Annotated in this window: 15 protein-coding genes and 3 pseudogenes; 7 read left to right on the top strand and 11 right to left on the bottom strand. The window is 45.1% G+C overall.

The features are described 5' to 3' along the window. The first annotated feature begins 39 nt into the window (after positions 1-39). Positions 40-4,035, top strand: coding sequence for an S-layer family protein (locus KFF44_RS12820; RefSeq protein WP_255934792.1), 3,996 nt, complete (start codon positions 40-42; stop codon positions 4,033-4,035). Positions 4,036-4,083: 48 nt separating this feature from the next. Further along, positions 4,084-4,926, top strand: coding sequence for a sulfotransferase (locus KFF44_RS12815; protein ID WP_370691167.1), 843 nt, complete (start codon positions 4,084-4,086; stop codon positions 4,924-4,926). A gap of 30 nt (positions 4,927-4,956) precedes the next feature. On the opposite strand, the pseudogene KFF44_RS16245 reads toward KFF44_RS12815, so the two are convergent. Beyond that, positions 4,957-5,286, bottom strand: a pseudogene (locus KFF44_RS16245) (transposase); the annotation flags it as partial. 91 nt (positions 5,287-5,377) lie between these two features. Here KFF44_RS16245 and KFF44_RS12810 point away from each other — a divergent pair. Then, a complete protein-coding gene (locus tag KFF44_RS12810) occupies positions 5,378-7,381 on the top strand; it encodes a S9 family peptidase (RefSeq protein WP_255934790.1) in 2,004 nt (667 codons plus the stop codon). Positions 7,382-7,813: 432 nt separating this feature from the next. On the opposite strand, the gene KFF44_RS12805 is transcribed toward KFF44_RS12810, so the two are convergent. Both KFF44_RS12805 and KFF44_RS12800 read right to left on the bottom strand, forming a co-directional pair. Continuing rightward, positions 7,814-10,096, bottom strand: coding sequence for a xanthine dehydrogenase family protein molybdopterin-binding subunit (locus tag KFF44_RS12805; RefSeq protein WP_255934789.1), 2,283 nt, complete (start codon positions 10,094-10,096; stop codon positions 7,814-7,816). 5 nt (positions 10,097-10,101) lie between these two features. Continuing rightward, positions 10,102-10,602 carry a (2Fe-2S)-binding protein gene (locus KFF44_RS12800; protein ID WP_255934788.1) on the bottom strand — a complete coding sequence of 167 codons (501 nt, stop codon included), beginning with the start codon at positions 10,600-10,602 and terminating at the stop codon, positions 10,102-10,104. A gap of 223 nt (positions 10,603-10,825) precedes the next feature. Between KFF44_RS12800 and KFF44_RS12795 the strand changes: the two genes are divergently transcribed. Beyond that, entirely contained in the window at positions 10,826-11,401 is a 576-nt protein-coding gene (locus KFF44_RS12795; protein ID WP_255934787.1) for a DUF1579 family protein, read from the top strand. Positions 11,402-11,860: 459 nt separating this feature from the next. Then, a complete protein-coding gene (locus tag KFF44_RS12790) occupies positions 11,861-12,868 on the top strand; it encodes a hypothetical protein (protein ID WP_255934785.1) in 1,008 nt (335 codons plus the stop codon). Between the two features lie 391 nt (positions 12,869-13,259). Here the strand turns inward: KFF44_RS12790 and KFF44_RS12785 are convergent, their stop codons facing one another. After that, the gene (locus tag KFF44_RS12785; RefSeq protein ID WP_255934784.1) at positions 13,260-14,630 is read right to left on the bottom strand and encodes a PDZ domain-containing protein; all 1,371 of its coding nucleotides are present in this window, start codon (positions 14,628-14,630) and stop codon (positions 13,260-13,262) included. A gap of 12 nt (positions 14,631-14,642) precedes the next feature. Further along, complete coding sequence (locus KFF44_RS12780; protein WP_255934781.1) at positions 14,643-15,527, bottom strand: aspartyl protease family protein; 885 nt, start codon at positions 15,525-15,527, stop codon at positions 14,643-14,645. A 125-nt stretch (positions 15,528-15,652) separates the two neighbouring features. Between KFF44_RS12780 and KFF44_RS12775 the strand changes: the two genes are divergently transcribed. Then, positions 15,653-16,897, top strand: coding sequence for an AraC family transcriptional regulator (locus KFF44_RS12775; protein ID WP_255934779.1), 1,245 nt, complete (start codon positions 15,653-15,655; stop codon positions 16,895-16,897). Beyond that, the gene (locus KFF44_RS12770; RefSeq protein WP_255934777.1) at positions 16,894-18,123 is read left to right on the top strand and encodes a DUF885 family protein; all 1,230 of its coding nucleotides are present in this window, start codon (positions 16,894-16,896) and stop codon (positions 18,121-18,123) included. Before KFF44_RS12775 ends, KFF44_RS12770 begins: the two co-directional genes overlap by 4 nt. A gap of 207 nt (positions 18,124-18,330) precedes the next feature. Here KFF44_RS12770 and KFF44_RS16240 read toward each other — a convergent pair. The 6 genes and pseudogenes from KFF44_RS16240 to KFF44_RS12745 form a co-directional block, all read right to left on the bottom strand. Further along, positions 18,331-18,447, bottom strand: a pseudogene (locus KFF44_RS16240) (IS6 family transposase); the annotation flags it as partial. 235 nt (positions 18,448-18,682) lie between these two features. Further along, positions 18,683-21,781 (bottom strand): efflux RND transporter permease subunit, encoded by a 3,099-nt coding sequence (locus KFF44_RS12765; protein WP_255934775.1) that lies wholly within the window; start codon positions 21,779-21,781, stop codon positions 18,683-18,685. Next, positions 21,778-23,244: an efflux RND transporter periplasmic adaptor subunit gene (locus KFF44_RS12760; protein WP_255934773.1), complete on the bottom strand. Its 1,467-nt coding sequence runs from the start codon at positions 23,242-23,244 to the stop codon at positions 21,778-21,780. The genes KFF44_RS12765 and KFF44_RS12760 overlap by 4 nt, the downstream gene beginning before the upstream one ends. Beyond that, positions 23,241-24,491, bottom strand: coding sequence for a TolC family protein (locus KFF44_RS12755; RefSeq protein ID WP_255934772.1), 1,251 nt, complete (start codon positions 24,489-24,491; stop codon positions 23,241-23,243). The genes KFF44_RS12760 and KFF44_RS12755 overlap by 4 nt, the downstream gene beginning before the upstream one ends. 560 nt (positions 24,492-25,051) lie before the next feature. Beyond that, positions 25,052-25,659, bottom strand: a pseudogene (locus KFF44_RS12750) (transposase). 153 nt (positions 25,660-25,812) lie between these two features. Further along, positions 25,813-26,028: a DUF2892 domain-containing protein gene (locus tag KFF44_RS12745; RefSeq protein WP_255934769.1), complete on the bottom strand. Its 216-nt coding sequence runs from the start codon at positions 26,026-26,028 to the stop codon at positions 25,813-25,815. Between the last annotated feature and the right edge of the window lie 4 nt (positions 26,029-26,032).

The following is a 26,032-nucleotide window of genomic DNA, read 5'->3' as shown; positions in this document are numbered from 1 at the left end:
TTGTGAGGTTCTGGGTCAGTCCATTGAAAGGGGAGTTCAATGACTACGTTCACTGTTACCACACTTGCTGATGAAAATGATGCAGGGGCAACCGCTGCTGCACCTGGGGGTACCGGCTTATCGCTTCGTGAAGCACTAGCACTTGCCAATGCAAACCCTGATGAAGATACGATTGAATTTGCACCGGGTCTACTCGGTGGGACAATAACCCTTGGCGGTACACAGCTTACGATCACCACAAGCGTCACTATTGACGGCGATATCGACGGTGATGGTAGCGCCGATATCACGATTGATGCCGACGGCCTCAGCCGCGTGTTTCAGGTTCAGGGTGGTGGCTCCAGCGAACTGTTTGCGCTTGTTATCACAGGCGGTGACCCCGGAAATGGTGGCAATATGGACGGCGGCGGCGTTCGCGTGCAAGGCGCGGGTACAGAGCTTTTGATTGATAATTCGACGCTGACAGGCAACGCCACAAGCGACAGGCCCTTCAACAATCGTGGCAGTGCCTTTTACGGCGACGCAGGAACAATTGTCACGATCACTGATAGTCTGATCACCAATAATAATGGTGCGGGCGGCCTTGGCACCGTTTCGACAAATGGCACGCTCAATCTTGACGATGTTGTCATTGCCTTCAATACGGCGGTGGCAGCGTCTGGCATTCATGTTGTCGACTTTCCAGCACAAAGCAATAATCCGGTCGTTAATGCGACCAATATCACCCTGACCGGTAACCGCGACCTTGAGACCTTCGCTTTTGAGTTTGAAGAGCTTTTTGCAGAGCGCGCTACGATCAATATTTCCAACAGCATTGTCGCCAACACTGGTGGTGTGGGCAATGTTAATGCCACCACTGACGGCGTTATCAATCTGGATCCATCAGTGATCCTGAGCATGGCCCCGACCACTAATAGTAACGGCGTCATCAATGGCACGGCGACGATTGAGCCTAACCTCTTGAATATTTTTGCGGCGACCGACACCAATGGCGCGGTCACGGGCGGTGCGCTCGCGGATAACGGCGAGGTGGTGCAAACGGTTGCCCTTGCACCCGGCGTGACAGTGGGTGCCTTCTCAAACGACGAACCAACAATAAGTGGGCTTGGACCTACCCTTTTCGCGCTTGAGGGCTCTGAAATTAATTTCGATCTGTCGGCCTCCACTATTGCGGACGCAGAAGGTGATATCGTCACATTAACATTTGAGGTCGATAGCGGCTCCTTTGATGCGCCGAGCGACGGTTCAGGCATCGGTGCGGGTGTCACTGAACTTGTCGTTGATGGGCAAACCTTTACGCTCACGGGCACAGCCGCCGACATTAATACATATCTGGATACATTCACCATTCCCTACACGGGCGCCGTCGGTGTGAATGGTTTTGGCGCGGCAACCCTGACGATTACACCGAGCGATACGGGTGTTGGTGAACCCCAGACAATTAGCCTCAATATTATAGAGGCCGGAAGCCTTGTCGTTACCACGCTTGATGATGTGGTTGATGATTTAGACGGCCTAACATCGCTCCGTGAGGCGATTGCGTTCGCACAAACAACCGATGCCACCGATGATGTCATCACATTTGACCCGAGTCTCGCGGGTGGTACGATCACACTTTTTGATACATTCGGGGCCGACGGTAATACCGATTTGGATATTGGTTTTAACGCGGGCACTGTCGGCGCGCTTACGATCGACGGCGATATTGACGGTGACGGTACACCCGACATTACAATTGATGGCAATGGCACCAACCGGGTCATTGATGTTATGGGAGGTGCCACGGACCTGACCCTCAATGGCTTGGTGATCACTGGCGGTGACACCATTGGCCTTGAGGGTGGTGGAGGCATCCGGCAGCGAGACGGCAGCACGTTGACGGTTAGCGATAGCGTGATTACAGGCAATACAGCCGAAGACGGTGGCGGTATTGTGAGCGAGGACGGGGGCACCACGCTCATTATCACCAATAGTACGGTTTCCGACAATAATGCGCCGGGCTTTGGCGGTGGGTTGTTTACCTTCCTCGGAACCAACACAACGATCAGTGACAGCACATTTTCCGGCAATGTTGGCGGTGGTGGTGGTGGCCTCCAGAACCGCGGCGGTGTATTGACGATCACGAACTCAACCTTCTCTGATAACACTGCAACGGCTTTTGGCGGTGGCGGCATTTATGTCGACAGCTTTGGTGGCAATGTTGGCGATGTTACGCTCACCAATGTGACGGTCGTTGGTAATTCTGGCAGGAACGGCGCCGGCATTTACGCTAATAACGGCAATTTATCCGTGGTCAATTCTACGATTACCGGTAACACCGTAACCGCTGGCGGGCCGAATGGCGGCGCTGTTGGCGTATCGGTTCTTGCCACGGTTGATATTACAAACTCAATCATCCTCGGGAATGGTGGACCTGGCGGCGAGATAGCGGGTACACCCAATAGTATCACCAATTCCATCACGAGCGGCGCCGCGGCAGGCGTATTTGCTTCTATTGATCCTGTGACAGGTGGTGGTCAATTGGCAGATAATGGCGGGACGGTGCAAACTGTGGCGCTTAATCCGAACTTTAACAATCCTGCTCTTGATATTGGTACGGCGCCAGGTGGACTACTAACTGATGCAAACGGCAACCCCCGGGATATTGATCAAGCAGATGCTGACAATGGTGGCACTGTTGATGCCGGCGCAGTAGAATTACAAACGAGTGCGAATACCCTTCCAACTCTTGGGTTTAATACTGTATCGTTTGATGAAGAAGTAACTGGTGCCCTTGTCGCGACATTCGATAGCATTGATTCTGATGGTGACTTGCTGAGTTACTCTTTAGGTTTTACGTCTGATGCAGATTTATTTCAGATCGTTGGTAACGAGCTAAGACTTGCAAATGATGCAAGTATCAATTTCGAGGCGGGTAGTGTCTTTTTCGTTGCGATCATGGTGCGAGATTCCTTGGGGCTTACTAATAGTGGGTTTGTAACGGTTACCGTCTCTGATGTACTTGAAGACGATCAGGTTCTTTTCGCCGTTGATAGCGCGTCTGGTAATTTATTCTCTGGTGAAGGGAATGACTCATTAGATGGGGATATACGTGCAAATATTCTTGAGGGTGACGAAGGAAATGACACCTTACGCGGTAACGAAGGGAATGATACCCTAAGAGGGGATGAAGGCGCAGATTTTATCTCGGCTGGAGCTGGCGATGACATCGCTTTTGGGGGAGCTGGTAATGACGAAATTTTTGCCGGTCCGGGTGACAGCGGCAATGACCAGTTTTTCGGCGATGAAGGCAATGATGTTATTGGTGGCGGCATTGGCAACGATACATTAGTCGGTGGCACAGATGGGTCTGGTTCTGATGGAGCAGATACTATTTTTGGTGGTGCTGGCGTAGATTTGATTGTGACCGGAAACTTTAATGACCTTAATTCCAATGGTTTGGTTGATAGCGGTGAGATATCAGGCGACGGTGCTGATGAAGCGTATTCAGGTTTTGATGATGATGAAATATACGGCGTTGGAGGTGATGATACATTAGGCGGCGGTGCCGGAAGCGACAGTATCAATGCTGGGGCGGGTAATGATATAATTTATGGTGGCGCCCAGACAGATGGAGCGACTTCTGATGATACTATTGACGGCGGAGACGGCAACGATCAAATATTTGCCGGGGACGGCAATGATAGTATTCTGGGCGGCGACGGTGATGATATTCTATTCAATGGCATTGGCGATGACACGGTGGACGGCGGCGCTGGTGATGATACTTTGTTCGCGGGGCCAGGCGATGATTTACTAACTGGTGGCTCAGGCGCTGATATCTTTGCATTCTTTGACGGAAGTGGTAGTGACGTTATCACAGATTTTGACCTTGTAAATGATACCCTAGATCTTTCAGGCCTTACGAACCCTGTAGATTTAATGTCTGCCACGGATAGCGCGAATGGGCTTGTCATTGATTTAGGCGATGGCAATAGTATCGTTTTAGATGGTGTTACCACTGCAGACATTAGCTCAATTAATGTGTTGGTCTAGATAGGCGTTACAAATACAAATGTGAACTAATATTGTATTTATGAAGGACTGAAAAGATTGTCTAAATCGTTTCATTTTATTTCAGGTCTGCCTAGGTCAGGATCAACACTTTTGGCAACTATACTGAGGCAAAATCCCGCGTTTCACGCTGGTATGACAAGCCCTATTGGTACATTGTTTTCAAATTTGGTTGCTTCCGTAAGTGCGGGTAGTGAGCTTGCCCCGATGGTATCAACTGATCAACGTGCACGCTTAAGTCGAGGTTTGTTCGAAAGTTACTATGCTGATCTTAGCCCTGCGGTTGAAACAGTTTTTGACACAAACCGGATGTGGACAGCAAATCTTGGCGCGCTTGCGCAGCTTTTTCCCGATGGTAAGGTGATTGCCTGTGTTCGGGATGTTGCATGGATTATGGATAGTTTGGAACGCCAGTATCAACTTAATGTATTTGAGAACACACGTTTGTTCGCTGACCCGGCCCAGCATACTAGCGTATACACGCGATGCGAAACCTGGGCGAATAGAAACGGCTTGGTCGGGTATGCTTGGTCTGCATTAAGCGAAGCTGTTTTTGGCTCATTTGCCAATCGTTTACTCTTGGTTGATTATGACCTACTGACAGCACGCCCCGGTGAAGTTATTAAATTGATATATGACTTTCTTGAAATCGGTAGCTTTAATCATGACTATGACAATGTTGTGTATGATGCCCCCGTATTTGACGAACAACTTGGCACACCAGGACTACATAAAGTGCGCAAAAAAGTTGCGCCAATGCCGCGTAAAACTATTTTGCCACCGGAACTGTTTGAGCAGTATGGCAAACTCAATTTTTGGCAAAACCTCAAAGGAAGCGGTGCCAAAATGATCATTCAGCAGAATTCAGAATAGTTTGGTCACTAAACTTTTTGTAATTTAGTCCATCGTTTTATTGAGGAACTTCAAGGTCGCAGCTTTGTCTCGTTTTTTGATGACATAAGCTTCCAGCATCTCACCTTCATGGTCAACAGCGCGCCATAAATACCGTGTTTGGCCATTGATTTTGACAAAGACTTCATCGATATGCTAGCGCCAATTTGAATAGTTGTGTGCTTTTGAATAGCGTCTTTTGCGAAGGCGGCTTGCTATGATTGGACCTAAACGGTTCCACCAAAGTCGCACCGTTTCATGACAGATATTTATTCCCCCTTCAGCCAGAATTTCTTCAACATTTCTGAGTGAAAGCGAATATCGCACATACAGCAAAACCAATTAGACAGAACTGCAAAAAAATGTCATTCATAGAAAACTAAGTTTTCTATGTTTGAGAAAACCAAAAACCATATTTTCTCTGGGGGGTAATATGAGACAATTAGCACATGTATGGGCAAGTATTTGCCTAATAATATTCGCAGTGCGGATAGAAGCAGCAGATGATAATTCATCTATGCCAATTCCGGCGAATCTGTTTGCAGCTCCACCTAGTTTTCATAATGTCAAAATCTCTCCAAGTGGCAAAGACATTGGTTACATTTCGTCTAAAAATGGGAAACTTAGAGCGTATTTTAGCAGTGTTGAGGGTCATAAGCGACAGGTTTCACCCATTTTTCCGGGCGCAAACCTAAAAGATTTTTATTGGGCGTCCGATTCTCGAATTTTGCTCGTTTATGAGACAGCTTACATCGAACATGGCGAGAATTCAGCCACTTATTTTACTAGACTATATGGAATTAATCGATCCAAAAGTGGCCGAAAAAAAGACTTAAATATTCAATCCTTAGTTAAAAATTTAAAAATAAAGAATATTGGGCCTCGTTACAAAAGGATAAAACGTGAAGCCTTGATTCAAGACCAATTTGTTAGTTTTTTACCTAATGACCCTAATCACATTCTATTAAGTTTAGACAGTGATCAAGACGGCCGCAATGAGATTAGAAAGATCAATGTTCATACGGCTGCTTATGACATTGTTAGAAATGATCAACGGGGCATTCAGAACTGGCATGCAGATGAAAATAGTAATATTAGACTGGCTACAGGTTACGAAATAAATCTTCACACTAAAGAATCAAATAGTTATCGAGCGCTTCTCAAAAACAATAATGGAGAGTGGTCTAATATCTCAGAATCCGAGTGGTTTAAAAAATTTGAATTTCAAGGTTTTGTCTCTGGTGAGAACGCAGGGTATTTTTCTACCCTTTCAGATTGGGGAACGGTCGCTCTATATAAGTTGAACCTGGACTCTGGAGGCATCATTGAAGATGTTTACGTCAGCCGATCGTGGGATGTGGACGAAGTACTGTTAGATCCAATATTTCGTAATCCTATTGGGGTTAGTTACCGCGACCCGATACTCAAATCATATTATTTTGATTCAAAATATAAGAGCGTTCAGCTATCGATTGATGGCCTGCTGCCAAACAGAAATAATCGAATTGTCGATAAAGCACTGGACGCCGACATCTACATCATTAGATCCTCGTCACAGAATGATTCAGATAAATACTTCGTATTTGATAATAAGCAAACACAACTATCCGAGCTTACTATAAAGGCCGGGCAAGCCAACAGGAAAGCACCTGTTGCTATAACAATTCCATCTAAAACTGGTTCTATTGTGGCAAAACTTTATAGGCCACTTGCACAAAGACAGCAGTTTAAATCACCAATTGTGCTATTGTCAGGTGACGCAAGGTTTTTCAACGAGCTAAACGATTCAATAGAATTTGTAGGTCATTATCTCGCTAGTTTAGGGTATTTTGTTGTTCAGCCGCAATATAGCCATACAAACTCAGAGCATAATCTCACTGCAAATAGAGGGTTTAGAGCATGGAACCAAAAGGCGAATACCCATATTTTGGATATCGTTGAATGGGCTAAAAACGAACCAATTGTAGATGGAGATAATGTCTGTGTAATAGGCTATTCTTTGGGAGGGTATACTGCATTCATGACAGCCTCTCGAAAGCCTACACCCTTTAAATGTGTTGTTTCTATTAACAGTGTTCCAAATGGGTTATCAATAGAATTGGATGAACAATACGCAAGAATTGGCGTACAACTAGAGCACAATTTCGGTCTCAACAAAAACATGGGTGTCAATTCATTACATAACTTGTCAACTGACTTTTTATTGCCTTCATTAATGATCGCCGCGGAAAACGACCACATGGTCTCCTACAAAAACACTAGAGCATTTCACCGTAGATTGATTAAGCAGGGTAAAGATTCCAAATATGTGCAGATAGAAAATGGTGGTCATTACCTGGCGACGATGAAATCGCGGCTTACAATACTGAATGAGCTAGAAAACTTCCTGGCGAAACATATTGGAGAGGCTAAGCACAAAGTTGAAAAGGTGGACTAGTAGTTTTGATCTAGTGCTGTCAGTTTAATGCTAGCCAGTCTCAAATTACACTAGAAGCGATGATTTTCATGCAGTGGTTTCCGCGAGCAGATGCCATTCCGAAAGAGCTTCGGATCGGTATTGCTTAAAAGTATCTCGGTTGTTTAAGTGTCGTTCTCCGTTAAAATGGTTATATAGTGAGGCATGCATAGAGGCGAATTTCTGTAAATTTCGCATTCGTCTGAACCTGAGCATGGTTCGTTCTCTTCGTCCGAGCGGAAGGTGTGAATTTTGACGTAAACGTCTGCGTCGCAAACACATCTGTTGTTGAGGTGTCGCCCAAGTTCCTTGCGATGCTTATTGCCCATTTCCTTCAAGAAGGCTCCATTGACAATACCCGTTATCAAGCCTTAATTTCAATTTACTGGATATTCTATATTCGTCCGACGACCATTATGCAGTTTTTAGTTGGTTTCCTATTGGTAACTTTCTAATCTGAATGCCTGTGGCATCATGAAGTGCAGCTACTAGTGCAGGGATGAATGCAGGTAGGGCAATTTCACCCGTACCGAAGGGTTCGCTATCTTCCCCGACAAAATGGATGTCAATTTCGACAGGACTTTCGTCAATGCGCGACATTCGGATGTCATTAAAGTTTTCAGTTATGACACGTCCATCGTTTACGATAACATTCTGATGAACAGCTGCGGACAATCCGTCTATTATACCACCTTCAATTTGAGCGCGGGCACCAGAGGGGTTTACAACAAGGCCACAATCAATCGCGGCTGTAACACGATCAATTCTAAATGTACCATCCTGACTATTAACGGACACATCAACCACCATTGCCGCAAAACTACCGAAAGTGAAATGGCTTGCAATACCCCTGCCTTTGCCTTGGGCTGGATTACCACCTTTCCACTTAGCCATTTCTGCTACCTTTCGTAAGACAACCTTGTTGCGGGATGTGTGAATGCCACCATCTCCTTTATTGGGGTACCAGTCAGAATATGGTAATTCTCTGTCTTCTCCTAAAAGTTCCATGCGTAAAGTGTAAGGGTCTTTGTTTCCCAGTTCCGCAAGTTCGTTCAAAAAGCCTTCCATATAAAAACCAGCAAGGTTATGGCCTGGCCCTCGCCATGCACCCAGAGGGAGCTTGCTATCGTTTCTTGTGGCAGCAATCGTCATATTGGGTATGAGTTGAGCGGGAAAGGCGGTCATTCGAGGCCCAGCTTGTGAAGAATATAAGCTTTCCCAAGCGGTAATATTGCCCTTTTCATCTATGCCACCCCTAAAACGTGCCACAGACATATCATTGAAGAAATCATGTTGAATGTCGTCTTCCCGGCTCCAAATAACTTTTACAGGTTTTTGGGTGATCTTGGATAGATATATTGCTTCTACTATATAATCTGTTTTGGCTTTTCGTCCGAAACCACCGCCTATTTTACAGGTAAGGAAGTCTATATTGTCGATAGGAATGTTAAACATATTGTTGACAAATTGTATGACCAGATAAGGATACTGACAGCCGGCACCAAATATACAGCTATCATCTTTTATCCATGCTACGCAGTTTAGAGGCTCCATTGTTAAATGAGCAAAATGAGGCGCGTCATATATAGATTCTATTGTTTTCTCAGCATTAGCCAATGCGGCCTCGGTGTCACCTGATGAGTAATAAATACGTTTGTCATCTTTTTCGAAGGATTGAACGCTATTATCATAGTGCCACTTGTTGTTTTCGTGAGTATGATTGCCTTTGTTCCACTGTATATCTAGCAATTTTCGGGCTTTGAAAGCCGCCCAATAACTTGTGGCGATCACGGCAACACCGGGCGAGTTTAATTTACGATCATCAGTCGAAAGAGATGGTATTTGGACTACATCTACTACCCCCTTAATCGATCGCGCTTTTTTGGAGTCAAAAAAACTTATATCACCACCTATGTAAGGACATCGTTCAATCGATGCATAGAGTTGGCCTGGAATGTCATGGTCAATGCCAAAGGATTCCTTACCGGTCAAAAGTGTATCAAGTCTTGGTGACTTTTTGGATTTGCCAATGATGCTATAGTCTTCTTTGTTTTTTACTTCCCAAAAGTCCCCTTCCAAATCTATTTCATAAGTAGGTGTGTCATGCTTGGCATACCGTCCAACAAATTTCTGTTTTATGATACCCGCATTTTGCATAAGGATATCATCCAGAAAATCTGCATAAGGATAGCTTTTGTCATTGGCTACTATATATCCTTTTCTTGTGGACAATTGATCAATCTTTAGTCCCAACTTTTGAGCGGCTGTTTTCAAAATAATTTTTCGTGTCATGATTCCGCATTTGCGAATTTGTGGCCATGACGTTCTGACAGACGCACTGCCGCCAGACCCTTGGTGTACATAGTTTTGCGTCATATTACCCTCAGGGTCAGGTAGCTGATTTGGCGTGAAGCGCTCAACTGATACTGTTTCCCAATCAATGTCTAGCTCTTCTGCCAAGACCATGGGTAAGGCGGTTTCTACGCCTGTCCCCATGTCGGGAATTGGGGCTTGCAGTGTAACACTATTGTTTGGGTGGAGGATAAACATAGGTCCGATACCACCGTCAAACAGGTCATTAATAGTTATCTGTTTGTCTAGATTTGATAATGCCGCCGATGTCGGCGATGCGGCTATTAACATGCCACCACCGATGAATATACGAATGGTGTCACGGCGAGTAATATCTTTGCTCATCAGAACTAGTGACCCTTCGCCATAAGTTCAGCAGCGCGGTGAATTGCTTTGCGGATGCGATCGTAAGTGCCACACCTGCACAAATTGTCGTGATTTTCATCTATTATGGCGTCGGTCGGATGAGGGTGTTTCCTTAGAAGGTCAACAGCAGCCATCATCTGCCCTCCTTGACAATATCCACATTGTGGAACGTCAAACTCTTTCCACGCCTGTTGCACTGGATGCAGTTCTTTACCGTCTGCCAACCCCTCAATAGTTGTGATGGAATCCGCGGATGATAGAGCGCTAATCGGATAACTGCACGATCTGATTGCTTCACCATTTACATGTAAAGTACAAGCCCCGCATTGTCCGATCCCACAACCAAATTTGGTGCCTTTATTGTTGGTGAAATCACGCACATACCACAGTAGGGGCATGTCTTTGTCTATGTCGGGGCTAATATCTGTTTGCACACCATTTATTGTAACTCTCACCGCGTTCCTCGCTTCATTATAGTTATTCATGATGAAACAATCTGTAGGGTGTAAAATTGGCTTATCTGTAAAACTCAATGGAGATTTACAGATAAGGATATGAATTGATTTAGATATTGGTGATTAGTAATGCCAAATAGTAATTCGGTATGTTTTATCGCTGATTAAACCATCGTCCAGAATGACTGGCGGAAGGCATTAATGATAGTTGGTTATATTGATCTGAATATATTTTAACGACTTGAGGTTTATTATGAAAATTCTTTGGACCGTGGGGATGGTTTTTTTCGCTGTTATGAGTAAGCCTGTATTTGCTTTTGAGGATAGCGCAGTGCGACCAGCCATATCTGAAAAACCATATACGATGATGCAAAAGCTGAATTCATTGGCTGGTCAATGGCAGATGGAAACCAAGGTCAGTATGGATGGCGGGAAGACATGGACATCGGCCCCTAAGAACCGTGTGACTATTCAGTATGATCACAAGGATATGGTTATCAGTGAAAAGCCCGTTAAAGCAGCCAATGGGGGCTTTAATATGCTTTCCTTTATCACATATGATCAATATCGAGATGTGTATCGCAAAGCTGCAATCGATGACGTTTGGGGTATTATGGACATTTACGAGGGTAAGATTCACGGCGATAAGCTAGTTATGACGAACCTGAAATCACAAACATTGTTTCCGTTAGAAGATGGGAAATGGCGTGGCTTTCGATTGACGCTGGAGTTGAAAAGTGATCTCCGCCAAATGACCGTAGAGTCAACAGATGACAATGGAGAAAGTTGGTCGCCTAACTTTGTGATTACTTACACTAAAGTTTCTTAATAAAAGATAGAAAATGTAAATTCCATCCAGTTTATTCTCTGCCTGATAATGATGGTTGGGGGGCAGGGACTATTTTTATTCTATCCTGAAACAACGCCGAAATAGTAATTTTGACTCAAAAGTGATGGCGTTGACGCTCTCAGATTTCGCGCATTGGATATTCGGATGAGTTAGTTCTGCATGTTTTGGAATTACGATATTGCAGGTGAAACTGGCCACATGACAAAGGAACGAAAAATGCTGAGGGTGCTGATTTTTAAGGTACTGGGTTTGGTTTTGATAGCAACATCAGTGCAGTCAGAAGAGGGACGTGTGGCATATTTTGCTGACTTTCCCTTCTGGGAATCGCCCATTCAACCCCTGAAATTTGAACTGGGGATATCCCAAGAAGCAGCGTCGAAACGGATTAATCTTAAGGTGACATATGATCAATATGATCGCCTTTCAGACGTAAAGGTTATGCAAGGTAATCAGTTTAAGGCGTTAGGGAATGGCTTAGGACTTTTGTATATTCATGCTGAACATACAAAAGTCACTTATAGAAATAATCAGGAAATACATACATTTTTTGACAGGTTTGGTAACCAGAAAAATGGTTGGGGAGTATGGCAACAGGTTTACACAAAAGATGATAAAGGCCGTTATACACGTTTGGAGTTTTTTGATAAGCACGGCAATGCGATCCAGAATAGTTGGGGGATAGAGTCTTATCAGTGGCAACATCAAATGGACGGCAGCATTATTGAAAGTCGTTATAATAGTAAAGATGAATTGCAGCCCCATCGACCAGGCTTTCAGTTTGAACGCATCCGCATGATATTTGGTCCAAGCGGGCACTTGCGGGTTATGCAGAATGTAGATGAAAATGGGCGCATGATTGCATCGAAGTCTGGTGCAGCGCAGTACCATTATTATTACGATACCATGGGGAAATTCCTACGCTGGGAGATTTATGATGCTATGGGTAAGCCTGCTATAGGCCCCACTCAAACGGCCGGAGAGTTTTATACCAATCACCCCACCGATTTTAAAAAGATTACCTTTTTTGATCAAAGCGGTGCGTTAACAAAACATGCATCGGGCGCTGTACACTGGATGATCAAGAATGATCAATATGGCAATATGATCTCGCGCTCTTTTTTGGGTGAAAATGATGAACCGGTCAATGGACGATATAACTTTCACAAGCTGGTGCAAATCTGGGACGACCAGGGCATTCATCCAAGGGAAAAGCGGTTGATTGATTTTTCAGGTAATGCTGCAACCCACATTGATGGTTATTCTTCTACCACATATTTTTATGATGATAATGGATTACTTATCGAGCAAAGGTTTCTTGATGCAGAAGGGAAGCTGGTTTTCAATAGTTATGATAAGGCTGCGATTATTCGTCATACCTATAATGAAAAAGGCGAGCGAGTTAAAACCCAGCATTATCACGCTGATGGCACTCCGGTAGAATCATAAAAAGATTTTGAGCGGAAAAGAAAAAGCCGAAAATGGATGATCCCTTAATCATTGCATTACGTTTCTTGAGGCCTTAATGACCTGAATAACTGAAAAATCGAATGCCATTTGTGTAGAATATATAAACGTTCTGTCGTGGCTAAGGTTATTGTCGGTAAGCGGTGTCATCAGAACTAGCGTCAACCGTTTCTAGAGCTTTTGCATGTGCAGAAAAAGATAAAGTAACTGTGGCTATACCTTTGTAGGGTTGCAGTGTTTTGCGACATTCCGGTTTACTTTAAAATTCCCTCTGCCTGGCAGCGTCAGGCAGAGGGTAGAGTACCTCGCGAAATGAATGCATTGTGGCGAGATCGATAGCAAGGAGGAGCGAGGCCCTCCAAGGACAAGAGTGTTATCGAGAGTGGTCTGATAAAATTCCCTGCATCCATTTTAAGGATGCTTTTGCTATGTCGGGATTGTATTTTTCGCCCGGGTTTCCAGCATTGTTGCTGCGATTTTCCATGGCACTTAATAAGCTTTGCAGATCTGGATATTGCATAAGGGCATGTTCTGTACGCTCGAACGTTAAAGCTTTAGCTGAAACACGCTGTTGATCATTGACGATTTGAGCAATTTCGTGCTGCCACCCACTTTCCACAGTTTGTATGTCATAGGTGCCATGCATCATAAGAACATGACTTTTGCTGCCAGCCCATAGCTTACGGAAATCAAAACGACTGGTATCACGGAAAAAACTGTAATGGCGATCCATGATTAAATCCCCGTTCATTGCGATAAGGTTAGCGGACTGAACAGCTTTTGCATGTTCAGTTTTTAAAACATCTGACCATGGTTTGTCCGTTTCCAACCAGTCCTTTAGGAAAGGTCCAATGGATTTCATGTTTTCCGTAGCCTGGGCTTTGGTCGTGCCAAAATATTTTACAGCTTGTTTTGTGAAAATATCCCTCATGTAATCGTTCCACGGCTTTACAACGCCGCCATACCCCATCACTCCTTTTGCCAAGCCTTTTTCTGCAATAAAAGCAGCATGCAGAACACCTAGCGAATGACCAAAGATAAAGACGTTATCCTCGTTGACGCCCTCATGGGTTTTGAAATGTTTAAGACCAGCTAAAAAAGCCATGTTTTCTGTTGAGAAGTCAATCTGCATACAGTCTAGTTGGCCCTCGCTGTCACCGACACTGGGCTTTTCCATTTTCATAACCTTAAAGCCGGCCTTGGCATACGTCGCCAATAGTTGGTTCAGGGTTAGGTCTGGAACCATTCCATAGTCAATTGAACCACATGTATATCCTTGAATATACATAACTGCTGCACCATCTGATCTCGGTTGGTCTGGAGTGTAGGTAATAGTTCTTATTCTGTTTTCCTGCCAATTGAACTGTGAGTACTCTACAGAAAAACCGTCTCCAGTTTCTTTGGGGCGTCCCTGCGCCTTGGCGGCTAATGTTAAAGTTTCGCCAGCTCTTATGACCTCTACTGAAATGTCAGAGTCCTCATAAATATTGCGTAAAACTGGAATCAGCGATGGAAAATCTGTTATTTTCTGACCGTTCACCGATATTAACTTATCTCCTGTCTGTATGGCCAAAGCCTGAGCCGTACCTGAAGGGAATAAATTCTGGACGATTACCTCACCGCCTGGCCCCGGGTTTGTCGGGGCAAGGCCTAAAAAAGCACTTCGTTGTAGTTTATCATCTGCCTGTAAAGTCGAAGTTATTATCAGGATAATCATAACGATGAGAGAGTGTGTTTTTATCATCTCGCTGCCTCTTTAGTTCTTATTGCTGTTATGGGTAAATTTTATGAGCTCATTGTCGGGGTCAATAATCACGCTGCCATCTTTTAACGCTCTCAGGCCAATGTTGATTGCAGGCATCCTCTCAACGAACAGTACGGTTGGGTCTTGAAGTATATAGGACCCCAATCTCACCTTGCCCGAAAGTTTGGCCGTCCACATTTTATGCTGCATTCCTACTGTTCTTGCCTCGCCGCGTTCTACAGGTTCTTCCAGAAGGTCAAATTCATCCATAAATCTTGCTGGAATAATCAGGGGCGCTGGGGACCCTGTATCAATGTGTGCGGTATAGGTTTTGCCGTTAATATTTGCTTTAAAAGACGGAAGGCCACTAGCAAAGCTATAGGGCAAAACATCAGCATCGGTTGCTTCCAGGCGTCCATGGTCGTTTACTTCAATTGATGTCAGATCACTATTGAATGAAATGGTCCCTTTGGTCAGTTGCCATGGTGACACAACGCCCACGGGTTTATTGCCGAGCTCATCTTCGCCCAGCTGAGCCATGAATTGATCCAGGCCTTTCTGCGCCTCAAACGTGTCAACAGTGATTGAGATAGAAGACACCTGAACAGCACCACCTTCATATTGTTCAAAGGTAAAATCCCCCATGCCCATGTTGTTGACCGTGCGTGTTCTTATATGTTTCAGTCCCAGTTTTTCCGCAATGGCATTATCCAGCATTACTTTGCCGCCAAAGCCTGTATCAAGAACAAACAACATGGGATCAGAAGCATTGATACGTGCCATGATGGTTGGCCGGTTTTGAAGGTGTGTGACCTTTATAATTTCTGGGGCTGCAATAGCAGACTGGCATAAAGAAAATACTAGCCCGCAGAAAAGAGCCATTTTAGATTTATTCACGATTCATTCCTCACCTTTCTTGTTTAGTGTTAAGTAAAGGAGAATTGTGATGATGTTTGATAATCTGGATGGAGGTTTACAAAGGAGTTCCTCTTTTCCGGTAAAGATAAGCCCTGATCAAGTTAATGCAAATCGGACAAGCAGATACGTACCCTATGAACCCCATATTCCTCAGTGTTCTATATTTCATCGCTTTTAGCCATGCGTTCATGCTGTCAGTCGTATTATGGCGCAAAACAGAGACTGGTGGGTCCGGGAAGTTACTCTCGCTTGTTATTGCTATTTTGGCTTACAAAATGTTCGAGGCAGGATCTGAGTATTCTGGACTATATCGCTATGCTGCACACCTGATGAATTTGATGCCCTTGATGGTCTTGGTGTTGGGGCCTGTCTTTTATGCGTATGTGCGTAAAATGACTGGACAGCTGTCGTTTTCGCGACCCTTATGGCTCTTGCACCTGCTACCCTGGATCACCTTCTGGCTTTATTTCAATACCGGTGCTGTTTTCAGGCCTTTGGCGTCAAAGGTAGCCATGTATGATGGATTTGCTGCCAATGTCGGCGGCAACGGCTTACTCCCTGTCCAAACTGTTTTGATACTGGTGGCCGTCAAAATACATTTGGCAATCTATTTGTACCTCAGCTGGAACGGTCTGACAGTGTTTGCAAGGTCGGTTCAGCATATTCGTTCTGACAATAGTCGTGACATCCTCAAGCAACTGAGGATGCTGGCAGTGGCGTTCGTTCTCTTGGAATCAGTTTGGGTCAGCCTCTTTTTAGGGCAACAGTATGCCGGATTGGGCACCTTAAACCAAGTCAGCCAGGTATGGTTGTTGTTTATTGCTATTATTGTCCTTGGAATGGGTTTTACCGGACTGAGTTATCCAAATATTATCTTTACCAAGGAAGAGCGCCTGATCACCGAAATGGACGGCGTAAGAGATTTTAGACAAGAGCCGTCACACCTTAACAATGGCAAGGTAAAGTATCTTCATTCTGCTCTACCTGAGAGCACAAGTGATGAAATCGCTCAGATGATAGAAGCAGCGCTGGAAGAGGAAAAACTCTACTTAAATGACAAACTTACCCTGACAGATCTGGCAAAGCATATAGATATGAAGTCACATATGGTGTCACAGGTGATCAATCAGGGGATGAATACGAACTTTTATAAGCTGGTTAATAGTTATCGTGTCCAGCATGCCGCCTCACTCCTTGAAGATGAGACAATAAACTGGCCTATTGAACGTGTTGCATTAGAGGCTGGATTTTCAAATCGTGTAACATTTAACAAAGCTTTTAAAGAACAAATGCAATGTACCGCGTCGCAGTATAAAAAACGCCAGACTAAGGCCATAGTACAAAGATGATTTCATTTAACGCATACTTCAAGAAACCTCTCATTAGTCTTTTATTCTCTTTTTCTGTGTCGGTGTCACCATCACTCGCTGATGAGCTGGAAACACTACGCAATCAATTTGATCGTTACGTTTCTTTAACGGTTCCGATGGATTTTGGTAACTTCTGGTATGCGATGGAGCCGGTTGGAAAAGAAGCCAGTGACAAACTGAAGATCTACCTATCCAGACTAAAACGGTATGAGGCGCAAGGTAGTCAGTGTCGTAGAGATTTGTTGGCTGATATGAAATACATTACACAGCTGGCCCTAGATCGCATTGAATTGACGAATAAAGTTGCGCAGAATAAAGGCCATTATTCAGGCCAATTTGCTGCGCTTGGACATGGAAAAGATTGGTATTTGCACTGGCTGAAAAGCTGGTTGATGTCTGATATTTCAACTGACGATTTGAAGGCGATCGCTTATAATGAACTGCGTGATGCTGAGATAAAGCGGTCCCGGATTAACGCACTTGGTCTCGCCGAAAATAACAAAGAATTCTCTGGCAATGATCACGCAGCCATACTCGCAGCTTTTAAGAAGCGCGACAGAATAGTCAGGCAAAACTTACAGGAAGTAATTGTTAAAAACTTTGTTCCCGAGCAGATTAAGATTGTTAAGTCGAATTTACCAAAAAGCTTTCCTGCTCCGGGTTTTTATAATGGAGCCATGAAACAATTTACCTATCATTTATCATCGGATACCTTACCGGAAAAACATATGGATTGGCTCTACCTCCATGAAGCCAACCCCGGACATCACTACCAGTTTTCCTATTTTGAGGAACACCCTACCTGTGATTTACCCTCAGTTGTGCAGTCTACGGTATTTGCAGAAGGATGGGGGGCGTATGTCGAAACACTGGGGCGTGAACTAGGGTTATATACCGATAGCTCTAGTTTCGAGTATGCTTTGGATTGGCAGGAAATGCGGGCTGTACGGGTTCTTTTAGACATTGGTATTCATTTTGAAGGTTGGTCGGATGAACAGGCGCGTAGTGTATGGATGCACTATATTCCTTCACAACAAGATATTATGGACCGTGAAATTGCCCGTATTCACAATTGGCCTGTTCAGGTCATTACCTATGTATATGGTAAGGCCATGATACTGAGAGAGATTGAAAATTTAAAGCAATCGAATCCCGAATATCAGTTCGCTGACATTCATACAGTTGTTTTGGGAAAACTTAGGTGAAGGCACAGTTAATCGAAGCTGTCAGTTTAATGCCCATCAGTCTCGAATTACACTGTAAGCCATGATTTACATGTAAAGAATTCAGCAAGTTGACGCCAAACCGAAAGAACTTCGGAACGGTATTGCTTAAAAGTAGTGCGGTTATTTATTTGTCGTTCTCTGTTCGACACCATATATCAAGCTTGTCTGTGATTACGGTTGATGTGATCAATATCGTTTCACGGTTTTTTTGATAGGTTTCAAAGCTGGAGCTTTATCACGTTTCTTTGTGACATAAGCTGCCAGCGCCTCACCAACATGATCAACGGTTTGCAACATGTAGGGCGTCTCGCCATTTCCACTGTGTCAGCTTTCATATATAGCTCGACCTTTGATCCCGAATTTTGCCTGTGAACAGTGTTCAAGTCACTCAACCCAAAGACGGATGCTTTCGTGATAAAACTCGATACCGTGCTCATGGAGCAGGACCTCAACATTACAAAGTGACCGTGGAAAACGGGTATGAATCATTACCGAGAATTGGATAATCTCAATATATTAGCATAATTATACCAACGTTTTATCGGGACTTATCCATCCAGAGGTAAAACACTGCTGGTATAACAATAAGGGTCAAAACCGTTGCTGTAATCATACCGCCAACCATGGGCGCTGCGATACGCTGCATCACCTCTGATCCAGTTCCTGTCCCGTACATAATCGGGATCAAGCCGACGATGACTGTAATTACAGTCATCATAATAGGTCTTAACCTCAGGAGTGCGCCGTCCATAACCGCCGCTTTTAGATCAAATGGCGTTTTTTGGTCCTTCTTGTGGTCCTTATAGGTCGTGTGCAGGAACACGAGCATGACAACACCTGTCTCAACAGCGACACCTGCAAGCGCGATCATACCAACGGCAACGGCGATCGAGAGATTATAACCAAGTAAATAGAGGAACCAGAAGCTGCCCGTGAGGGCGAGCGGAAGGCTCAGCATTACAATTGCCACGTCCATAAAGCGCCTGAATACCAGAAACAGGACAAGGACAATCAGAATAAGTGTAACCGGAATGATAAGGCTCAGGCGTTCTTTGGCGCGTTCGATATACTCGAATTGTCCCGACCACCCGATCGAGTACCCTGGTGGTATTGTAAGAAATGTATTTAAACGTTCTTTGGCGTTTGCGACATAAGTGCCAACATCAATACCTGTAATATCGATGAAAACCCAGCCACTCAGTCGTGCATTCTCGCTGCGGATCATACCGGGACCGTCAACAAGGTTTATATCCACGAGTGTCTTCAGGGGAATATGTGCGCCAGTAGGTGTTACGATTGGTAAATTGCCTAAATCCTCTACACTGTCACGAACACTGCGTGGGAACCTGAGGTTTATGGGGTAGCGCTCCAAGCCTTCAACACTCTGGCTTACAACCGCACCGCCAATTGCTGAACGGACAACATCTTGCACTGCTGCTACTGACATACCGTAGCGTGCTGCATCCGCGCGCCTGATATCCACCTCAAGATAGCGCCCGCCGACAACACGTTCTGCATAAACGGATGATGTGCCCGGCAAATCACGTAAGGCAAATTCAATGGTTTCACCAATCTCATCAATAACGTTTAAATCTTCACCGGAAACTTTAATACCTATGGGCGTGCGAATACCTGTAGCTAGCATATCGATCCGGCCTTTGATTGGCATCACCCATGCATTTGTTAAGCCAGGCACATTTACTATCCGGTCGAGTTCAGCCCGGATGCGCTCAATCGTCATACCTTCGCGCCATTCAGATCGAGGTTTTAGCTGAACATTTGTTTCGGTCATTGTAAGAGGGGCGGGGTCTGTAGCCGTGAGTGCACGGCCTGATTTACCGTAAACGCTCTGTACCTCTGGAACTGTCATGATGAGTTTGTTGGTTTGTTGCACCAGTTCACGGGATTTGCCGATCGACACGCCTGGAAAAGCAACGGGCATATAGAGGAAATCCCCTTCATTGAGGTCAGGCATAAACTCACTACCGAGACGGTTAAGAGGATAGGCTGCTGATACCGTCGCGAGTAGCGCGACAACAAGGGCTGTTTTGGGAGCCGCTAATGTCACATTTAAAACAGCGCGGTATCCTGCAAGCAGTATTCTGTTGAGTGGGTTAGATGTCTCTGGCTTCATCTTACCGCGGATAAAATATCCCATCAGTACGGGCACAAGTGTAATAGACAAAATAGCCGCCGCTGCCATCGCATAGGTTTTTGTGAAGGCAAGAGGTTTGAAGAGTCGTCCTTCTTGAGCTTCGAGTGCAAATACAGGCATGAAACTGACGGTGATGATAATTAGTGAGAAAAAGAGTGCAGGCCCAACCTCAACACAAACCTGTTTAACGATGCGCCATCGATTGTCTTCAGTTAGTGCTTCTTTTTCCAATCTTCGGTGTAACGCCTCAATCATAACAATCGCAGCGTCCACCATTGCGCCAATCGCTATTGCAATGCCGCCGAGTGACATGATATTTGCATTGATGCCTTGCATATACATAACAATGAAGGCAGCCAAGATACCAAGTGGTAGCGTTAGCACAATCACCAGTGATGATCGGAAGTGCAGAAGGAATAATGCACACGCGAGTGCTACGACAATAAACTCTTCCACTAGTTTTTCGCTGAGATTATCGACCGCGCGATTGATAAGGCCCGAGCGATCATAAGTGGTTATGACCTCTACACCTTCAGGCAGCCCTGATTGAATTTCTTCTAACTTGTTTTTAACAGCAGCAATGGTTTTAAGCGCATTCTCGCCAGATCGGATAATCACAACACTGCCAACTGCTTCGCCTTCACCGTTTAGTTCGCCAACGGCGCGGCGTATTTGCGGCCCAACTGAGATATCGGCAACGTCCTTGAGAAGGAGTGGTGTGCCATTTATAGGCATTGAGATTGGTATTTGCCTCAGGTCATCAAGGTCTTTGATATAGCCTTTGGCTCGGACCAAATATTCCGCTTCTGCAAGTTCAACAACTGAACCACCAACTTCACCATTAGCCTCTCTGATAGCGTTTCTTACTTCCGCGAATGTGAGATTGAAAATACGCATTTTGGATGGATCGAGAACGACCTGATATTGCCGAACCAACCCACCAACGGTTGCGACCTCAGAAACGCCTGGTACGGTTTGCAGTTCAAATCGCAGGAACCAGTTTTGAATACTGGTTAGATCCGCAAGATTGCGTGTTCCTGAGGTATCCTTGAGGGCATATTGATATATCCAGCCCACGCCTGTTGCATCGGGGCCGAGTGCCGGCCGCACACCTTCCGGCAGCTGATCTGTAACCTGATTGAGATATTCTAGAACCCTTGAACGTGCCCAGTAGAGGTCGGTATTATCTTCAAACAGAATATAAACATAGCTATCTCCAAAGAAAGACAAGCCACGTACTGTTGTTGCCTTCGGGACAGACATCATAGCTGTGGTAAGCGGGTAGGTAACTTGATCCTCAACGACCTGAGGGGCTTGCCCAGGGTAATTGGTTCTCACAATAACCTGAACATCTGATAAATCTGGAATGGCGTCCAGCGGGGTTTCCTTGACGGCATAAATGCCTGTGCCGAGCAAGAGTGTTGTCAGCAGCAAAACGAGGAAGCGGTTGTCGATTGACCATTTTATTAGTGCCGGGATCATTGATTTTCTCCCATCACATGAATAACTGTAACAATGACGGAGCCATCAGGCTTGCTTGCCATACCGAAATGGATTGATGCTTTGTCAGGAATGGCTTCAGCGACAACATTTGAGGAAAGTCTAAATTCGCGCTCACCTGCGGGCCAATCATAGTCATCTATGGCCTGGTGGTTAATCGTGACTGTGCGAGACGCCTTATCAAGAGATAGAATATTACCACGGCCAAACACTTCCGTTTCAAGCACAGGTTCTTCAGTGGTCAATCGGGTGCGCGCGCCTGTAAAACTGCTTTCACTATCAATCAGGAATTGGCTCCCGATAACGACTGTTTCACCTTCATTCAGTCCAGCGACAATTTGGGTATATTCATCAACTGTCTCACCAATCATGACCTCAGCGGGCCTAAAACGACCGCCCCCTTCCGCCAGGATAACGCGGTTACCATCACCCAACCGGATTACCGCGGTTGATGGCACAAAAAGCGCATTTTCTATTCGCTTACGCTCAATATCAACTTTAAAAAATTGCCCCGGTTTAAAGCGATTGTTTTTATTATCAAGCAGTACACGGACAGGATTGGTTCTAGTCTGCATATTGAGGTCAGGATATATATAATCTACGTTTGATGAAGCCACGCGCTCTTCTGTGTTTACATCGAAAACACGAACCGCTGCGCCTTCACGGATATGAGGTACATCAACTTCGAATGCATCGGCTAGCAACCAGACTGTATCCAAGTCAACAAGGGTCAGTGTTGGGCGGTCTAGCATGACCCTGGCTTGGTCAGATACATTCAGGGCCGTTATCACTCCTTTGATTGGTGCGCGAACGGTCATTGTTGACTGCGTTGCTTTTGAAGAGCGAATTTTCGCAATGTCATCGCGGGACAGTCCAAGTCCAATGAGGCGCTCTTCCGCAGAACGCACCAAACCACCTCTACCTGATGATACCGCTTGCAAAAATTCAGCTTGCGCCGTGTTCAACTCAGGTGAATAGACATCAAAAAGCGGATCGCCTGCTTTAACTGACTCGCCAACCGCCCGTACATGAAGTTTTTCAATCCAACCATTGGCACGTACATGAACGTGTGCAGTTGCTTTCTCATTATACGCAACATGCGCGACTGTACGAATGGTCGGTGCTTTTGTATCTCTGATAACGGAGGCCGTTTCAACACCGATATTTGCGACAATACGGGGATCAATCTCTACACCATCATAAGCCGCTTGCCCGCCAGCCTCATCAGCATAAACGGGTACCAAATCCATTCCCATTGGGGATTTTCCGGGTGCATCGCGCCTGAAGTTTGGATCCATTGGCGCAACCCAATAAGCAATTTCGCGTTCGCCAGAATTATTAGAGCCGCTTAGGCTTTCAGAACTGAACAGTGACGGTAAAATGCTTCCAATCGTCAAGCCTACAAGTAACAGCAAGCTACCAACAATAATTGCTTTCTTACTCATGCCGCTTCTCCTACGATGAATTTTAATTGGGCCTCGGCGATATAAAGGTCACGGTAAAGAGTGGCACGGCGAAGTCTTAGATCTCTAAGCGCAATCTCTGCGCGGACAAGTTCGGCAAAATCAATATTACCGGCACCGTAAGCGTTCCGGCTTGCCGTTACGGCATCATTGGCACGTTCGAGCGTCACACCTTCAAACCGCTCAATACGATTTCGCAAGCGAGCGATTGTTGCAACGTAGGTAAGGGCTTCTTGGGTTAAATCGCGGATCAAACTGTCGCGTTCCAGTCTTGCCGCCTGCTCACGTCGTTTGGCAGCCCTGAGTGCAGGGTCTTGTCGTTTAGAAGTGAAGAGTGGTAGGTCAAACGTGACCATCAAGGAACCAAAATCAGACCTTTCGGCGCCTCGTCTGCCGTATCGTGCTTCTACACCGAACTCAGGTTTGTAAGCTTGCTTTGCGAGGTCAGCACCATTGCGCGCCAGATCAATCTGTCGTTCCATACGAATAATTGCAGGATTTTTCTCTAGGGCTACTTCAATCTGAGGTTGGCTGAGTAAAGGGCGATTTTGATAGGCATATTTGGCAAGATTGCGTTTGGCTGCAGGGCGACCAATGTATCGCGCGAGCACTTCTACCGCCTTGTCTCGCTCTTGGATTATGGCATCTAATCTATCTGCGATAAGCGCTTGCTCAAGCTCTGTTCGGTAAAGCCGTTGAAGCGCTGCGGTGCCACTGGCGGCAAAGTCACTTTCTTGCTGTGCATTCAACTCACTCAAAAGGGCGTTCAGCGCCTTTAGTTCCTCTTCAGCAGTGTGAGAATAATGAGCATTAAACCATGCGATTGATACGTCTCTTACGAGTGTATCAATTTGTATTTGGGTCTGTGCACGATAATCCTGTGATCGAATAGAACGCTCCTGTGCATTGAGTGCGCGCGTATTACCACGAGGGAAGGCTTGTCGAGCAGACACTTGCAACTGTGTAAAGGGTTCACGGATTAGACTAAAATCGTCGACTGGAACATTTGCAAAGCCAAGACCTATTCGTGGGTCTGGAAGCGCACGTGCGGAAACGCTATCTTCTTCTTCACCGAGTGCTCGTTCCCGAATTGCTTCTACGGATGGATCGTGGGCGTTGCGTGCGATTTCAATAGCCTCATGTAGGCTTAATGTATCATCTGCCAGCGTCATGGATGGGATTACAATAGCTGACAATAGGCCTAAAACAGGCGCTATATTCTGTATCATTGGAATTACCTTGATTGAAATTTGAACAGCACTCATTTGAGTGCACATCGAACTCAATCAGGCATTAGGTGGTGGGGGGATATAGTCCGCTGATATACTATTTGGGATTTGATCCGAATGTATTGCTTTCCGAGACTTTATTACCGAGTGGAATGATACCACAGTACTTAGATCAATCAGCGAAGATTGCGGTACGGCATCCATACAGCATGTTTTGCATGAACGGTCAATATCATGGCACGGCATGTCCTGAGACATACTTAAATCGCTCACACTATCAGCATGCTGTTGCATCATCGCTTTCATTTCGGGGTCGCAGCAAATCATCGTTCCAGCCGCATTCAAAGCCAAAACGGATTGGGCTGCAAATCCAATTAGCATGGATAGAATTACTATATGTCTAGTAATAAACTTCATCGAGGCCAAATTAACGCCATTCACTTTTCACCGTCAAGCAGTTCTGTAACACTTTCACGAAACTTTGTTAAAACTTCAAAACGATGATGGGTGCTGTCGGCTTAATACTAACTCGTCTTAAATGTCACTTTTCTGGTGAGATTTTATGCAGTAATTTCCGCAAGTTGACACCATTCCGAAAGTGCATCGGATCGGAATCGCTTAAAAGTATCTCGGTTGTTTAAGTTTTGTTCTCCATTAAAATAATTTTACAGTGAGGCATGCATCGAGGCGAATTTCTGCAGGCTTCGCGTTCGCCTGAATCTGAGCATGGTTCGTTCTTGTCGTCGGAACGGTAATTGTGAATTTTGACGTAAACGTCTGCGTCGCAAACACATCTGTTGTTGAGGTGTTGACCCACTTTCTGTTGATACTTGTTGCCCAATTCTTTCATGGCAGCACCGTAGGATTTTAGTCTGTCAGTAACTACTGTTTGCGGTGCCCCATATCTTTTCATTGCTTTCTTTAAAAACTTCAAAGCCCCAGCTTTGCAGCGTTTCTTGCTAACATAGGCTTCCAAAATTTCGCCTGCGAATAGCGTTCCAAATCGATCAACTAAAAGACGGATGCTCTCATGACAAACGTCAATTCCACGCTCATGAAGCAAATCTTCGACATTGCGAAGCGAAAGTGGAAAACGGATGTACATCATCACTGCAAGTTGGATAACTTCGCGGGATGTTTTGAAGTAACGAAATGGATTTTTGCTCATCTGATGAGGGTAGGGTAGTGACTATTTCCGATCAACATCAGTTTGCTTTGACAGTACTCTTTGACAGTATCCAATACCGCGTAGCGGAATGGTTATTCCGCTACGCTAGATAGAAGATTGTGTCCGAAGAAATTTTAATCTTGTGGTTTCATTTTACGTGTCGTTGCAAGTTTTCAAACCGAAAATTTTGTAAATTGGGCAAAACTTCATTGTTGAAGTAGTAAGCAGAATTGCCCCTGCAATTATACTGACGATAGTAGCTGTTCCTGGTTCAATAAGATTCTGAGAAAGGAGCGGTGTTGCAATCAATCCCACTCCAATGACCGCCCGCAATCCACGATCAACATTCCCAACATTTGCATTAAACATAATA

Origin of the sequence: Kordiimonas sp. SCSIO 12610, assembly GCF_024398015.1 — a bacterium.
Taxonomy (GTDB): domain Bacteria; phylum Pseudomonadota; class Alphaproteobacteria; order Sphingomonadales; family Kordiimonadaceae; genus CANLMI01.
The sequence above is the reverse complement of the archived record's forward strand: the minus strand, read 5'-3'. Positions and strand labels throughout refer to the sequence as shown.

Bases quoted from the DNA above. Each gene is read 5' to 3' on its own strand.
- KFF44_RS12790 (WP_255934785.1), top strand. From the start codon at position 11,861: ATGCAAGGTAATCAGTTTAAGGCGTTAGGGAATGGCTTAGGACTTTTG.
- KFF44_RS12800 (WP_255934788.1), bottom strand. From the start codon at position 10,602: ATGAATAACTATAATGAAGCGAGGAACGCGGTGAGAGTTACAATAAAT.
- KFF44_RS12745 (WP_255934769.1), bottom strand. From the start codon at position 26,028: ATGTTTAATGCAAATGTTGGGAATGTTGATCGTGGATTGCGGGCGGTC.
- KFF44_RS12775 (WP_255934779.1), top strand. From the start codon at position 15,653: ATGCAAATCGGACAAGCAGATACGTACCCTATGAACCCCATATTCCTC.
- KFF44_RS12755 (WP_255934772.1), bottom strand. From the start codon at position 24,491: ATGATACAGAATATAGCGCCTGTTTTAGGCCTATTGTCAGCTATTGTA.
- KFF44_RS12785 (WP_255934784.1), bottom strand. From the start codon at position 14,630: ATGATAAAAACACACTCTCTCATCGTTATGATTATCCTGATAATAACT.
- KFF44_RS12765 (WP_255934775.1), bottom strand. From the start codon at position 21,781: ATGATCCCGGCACTAATAAAATGGTCAATCGACAACCGCTTCCTCGTT.
- KFF44_RS12770 (WP_255934777.1), top strand. From the start codon at position 16,894: ATGATTTCATTTAACGCATACTTCAAGAAACCTCTCATTAGTCTTTTA.
- KFF44_RS12805 (WP_255934789.1), bottom strand. From the start codon at position 10,096: ATGAGCAAAGATATTACTCGCCGTGACACCATTCGTATATTCATCGGT.
- KFF44_RS12760 (WP_255934773.1), bottom strand. From the start codon at position 23,244: ATGAGTAAGAAAGCAATTATTGTTGGTAGCTTGCTGTTACTTGTAGGC.
- KFF44_RS12820 (WP_255934792.1), top strand. From the start codon at position 40: ATGACTACGTTCACTGTTACCACACTTGCTGATGAAAATGATGCAGGG.
- KFF44_RS12810 (WP_255934790.1), top strand. From the start codon at position 5,378: ATGAGACAATTAGCACATGTATGGGCAAGTATTTGCCTAATAATATTC.
- KFF44_RS12795 (WP_255934787.1), top strand. From the start codon at position 10,826: ATGAAAATTCTTTGGACCGTGGGGATGGTTTTTTTCGCTGTTATGAGT.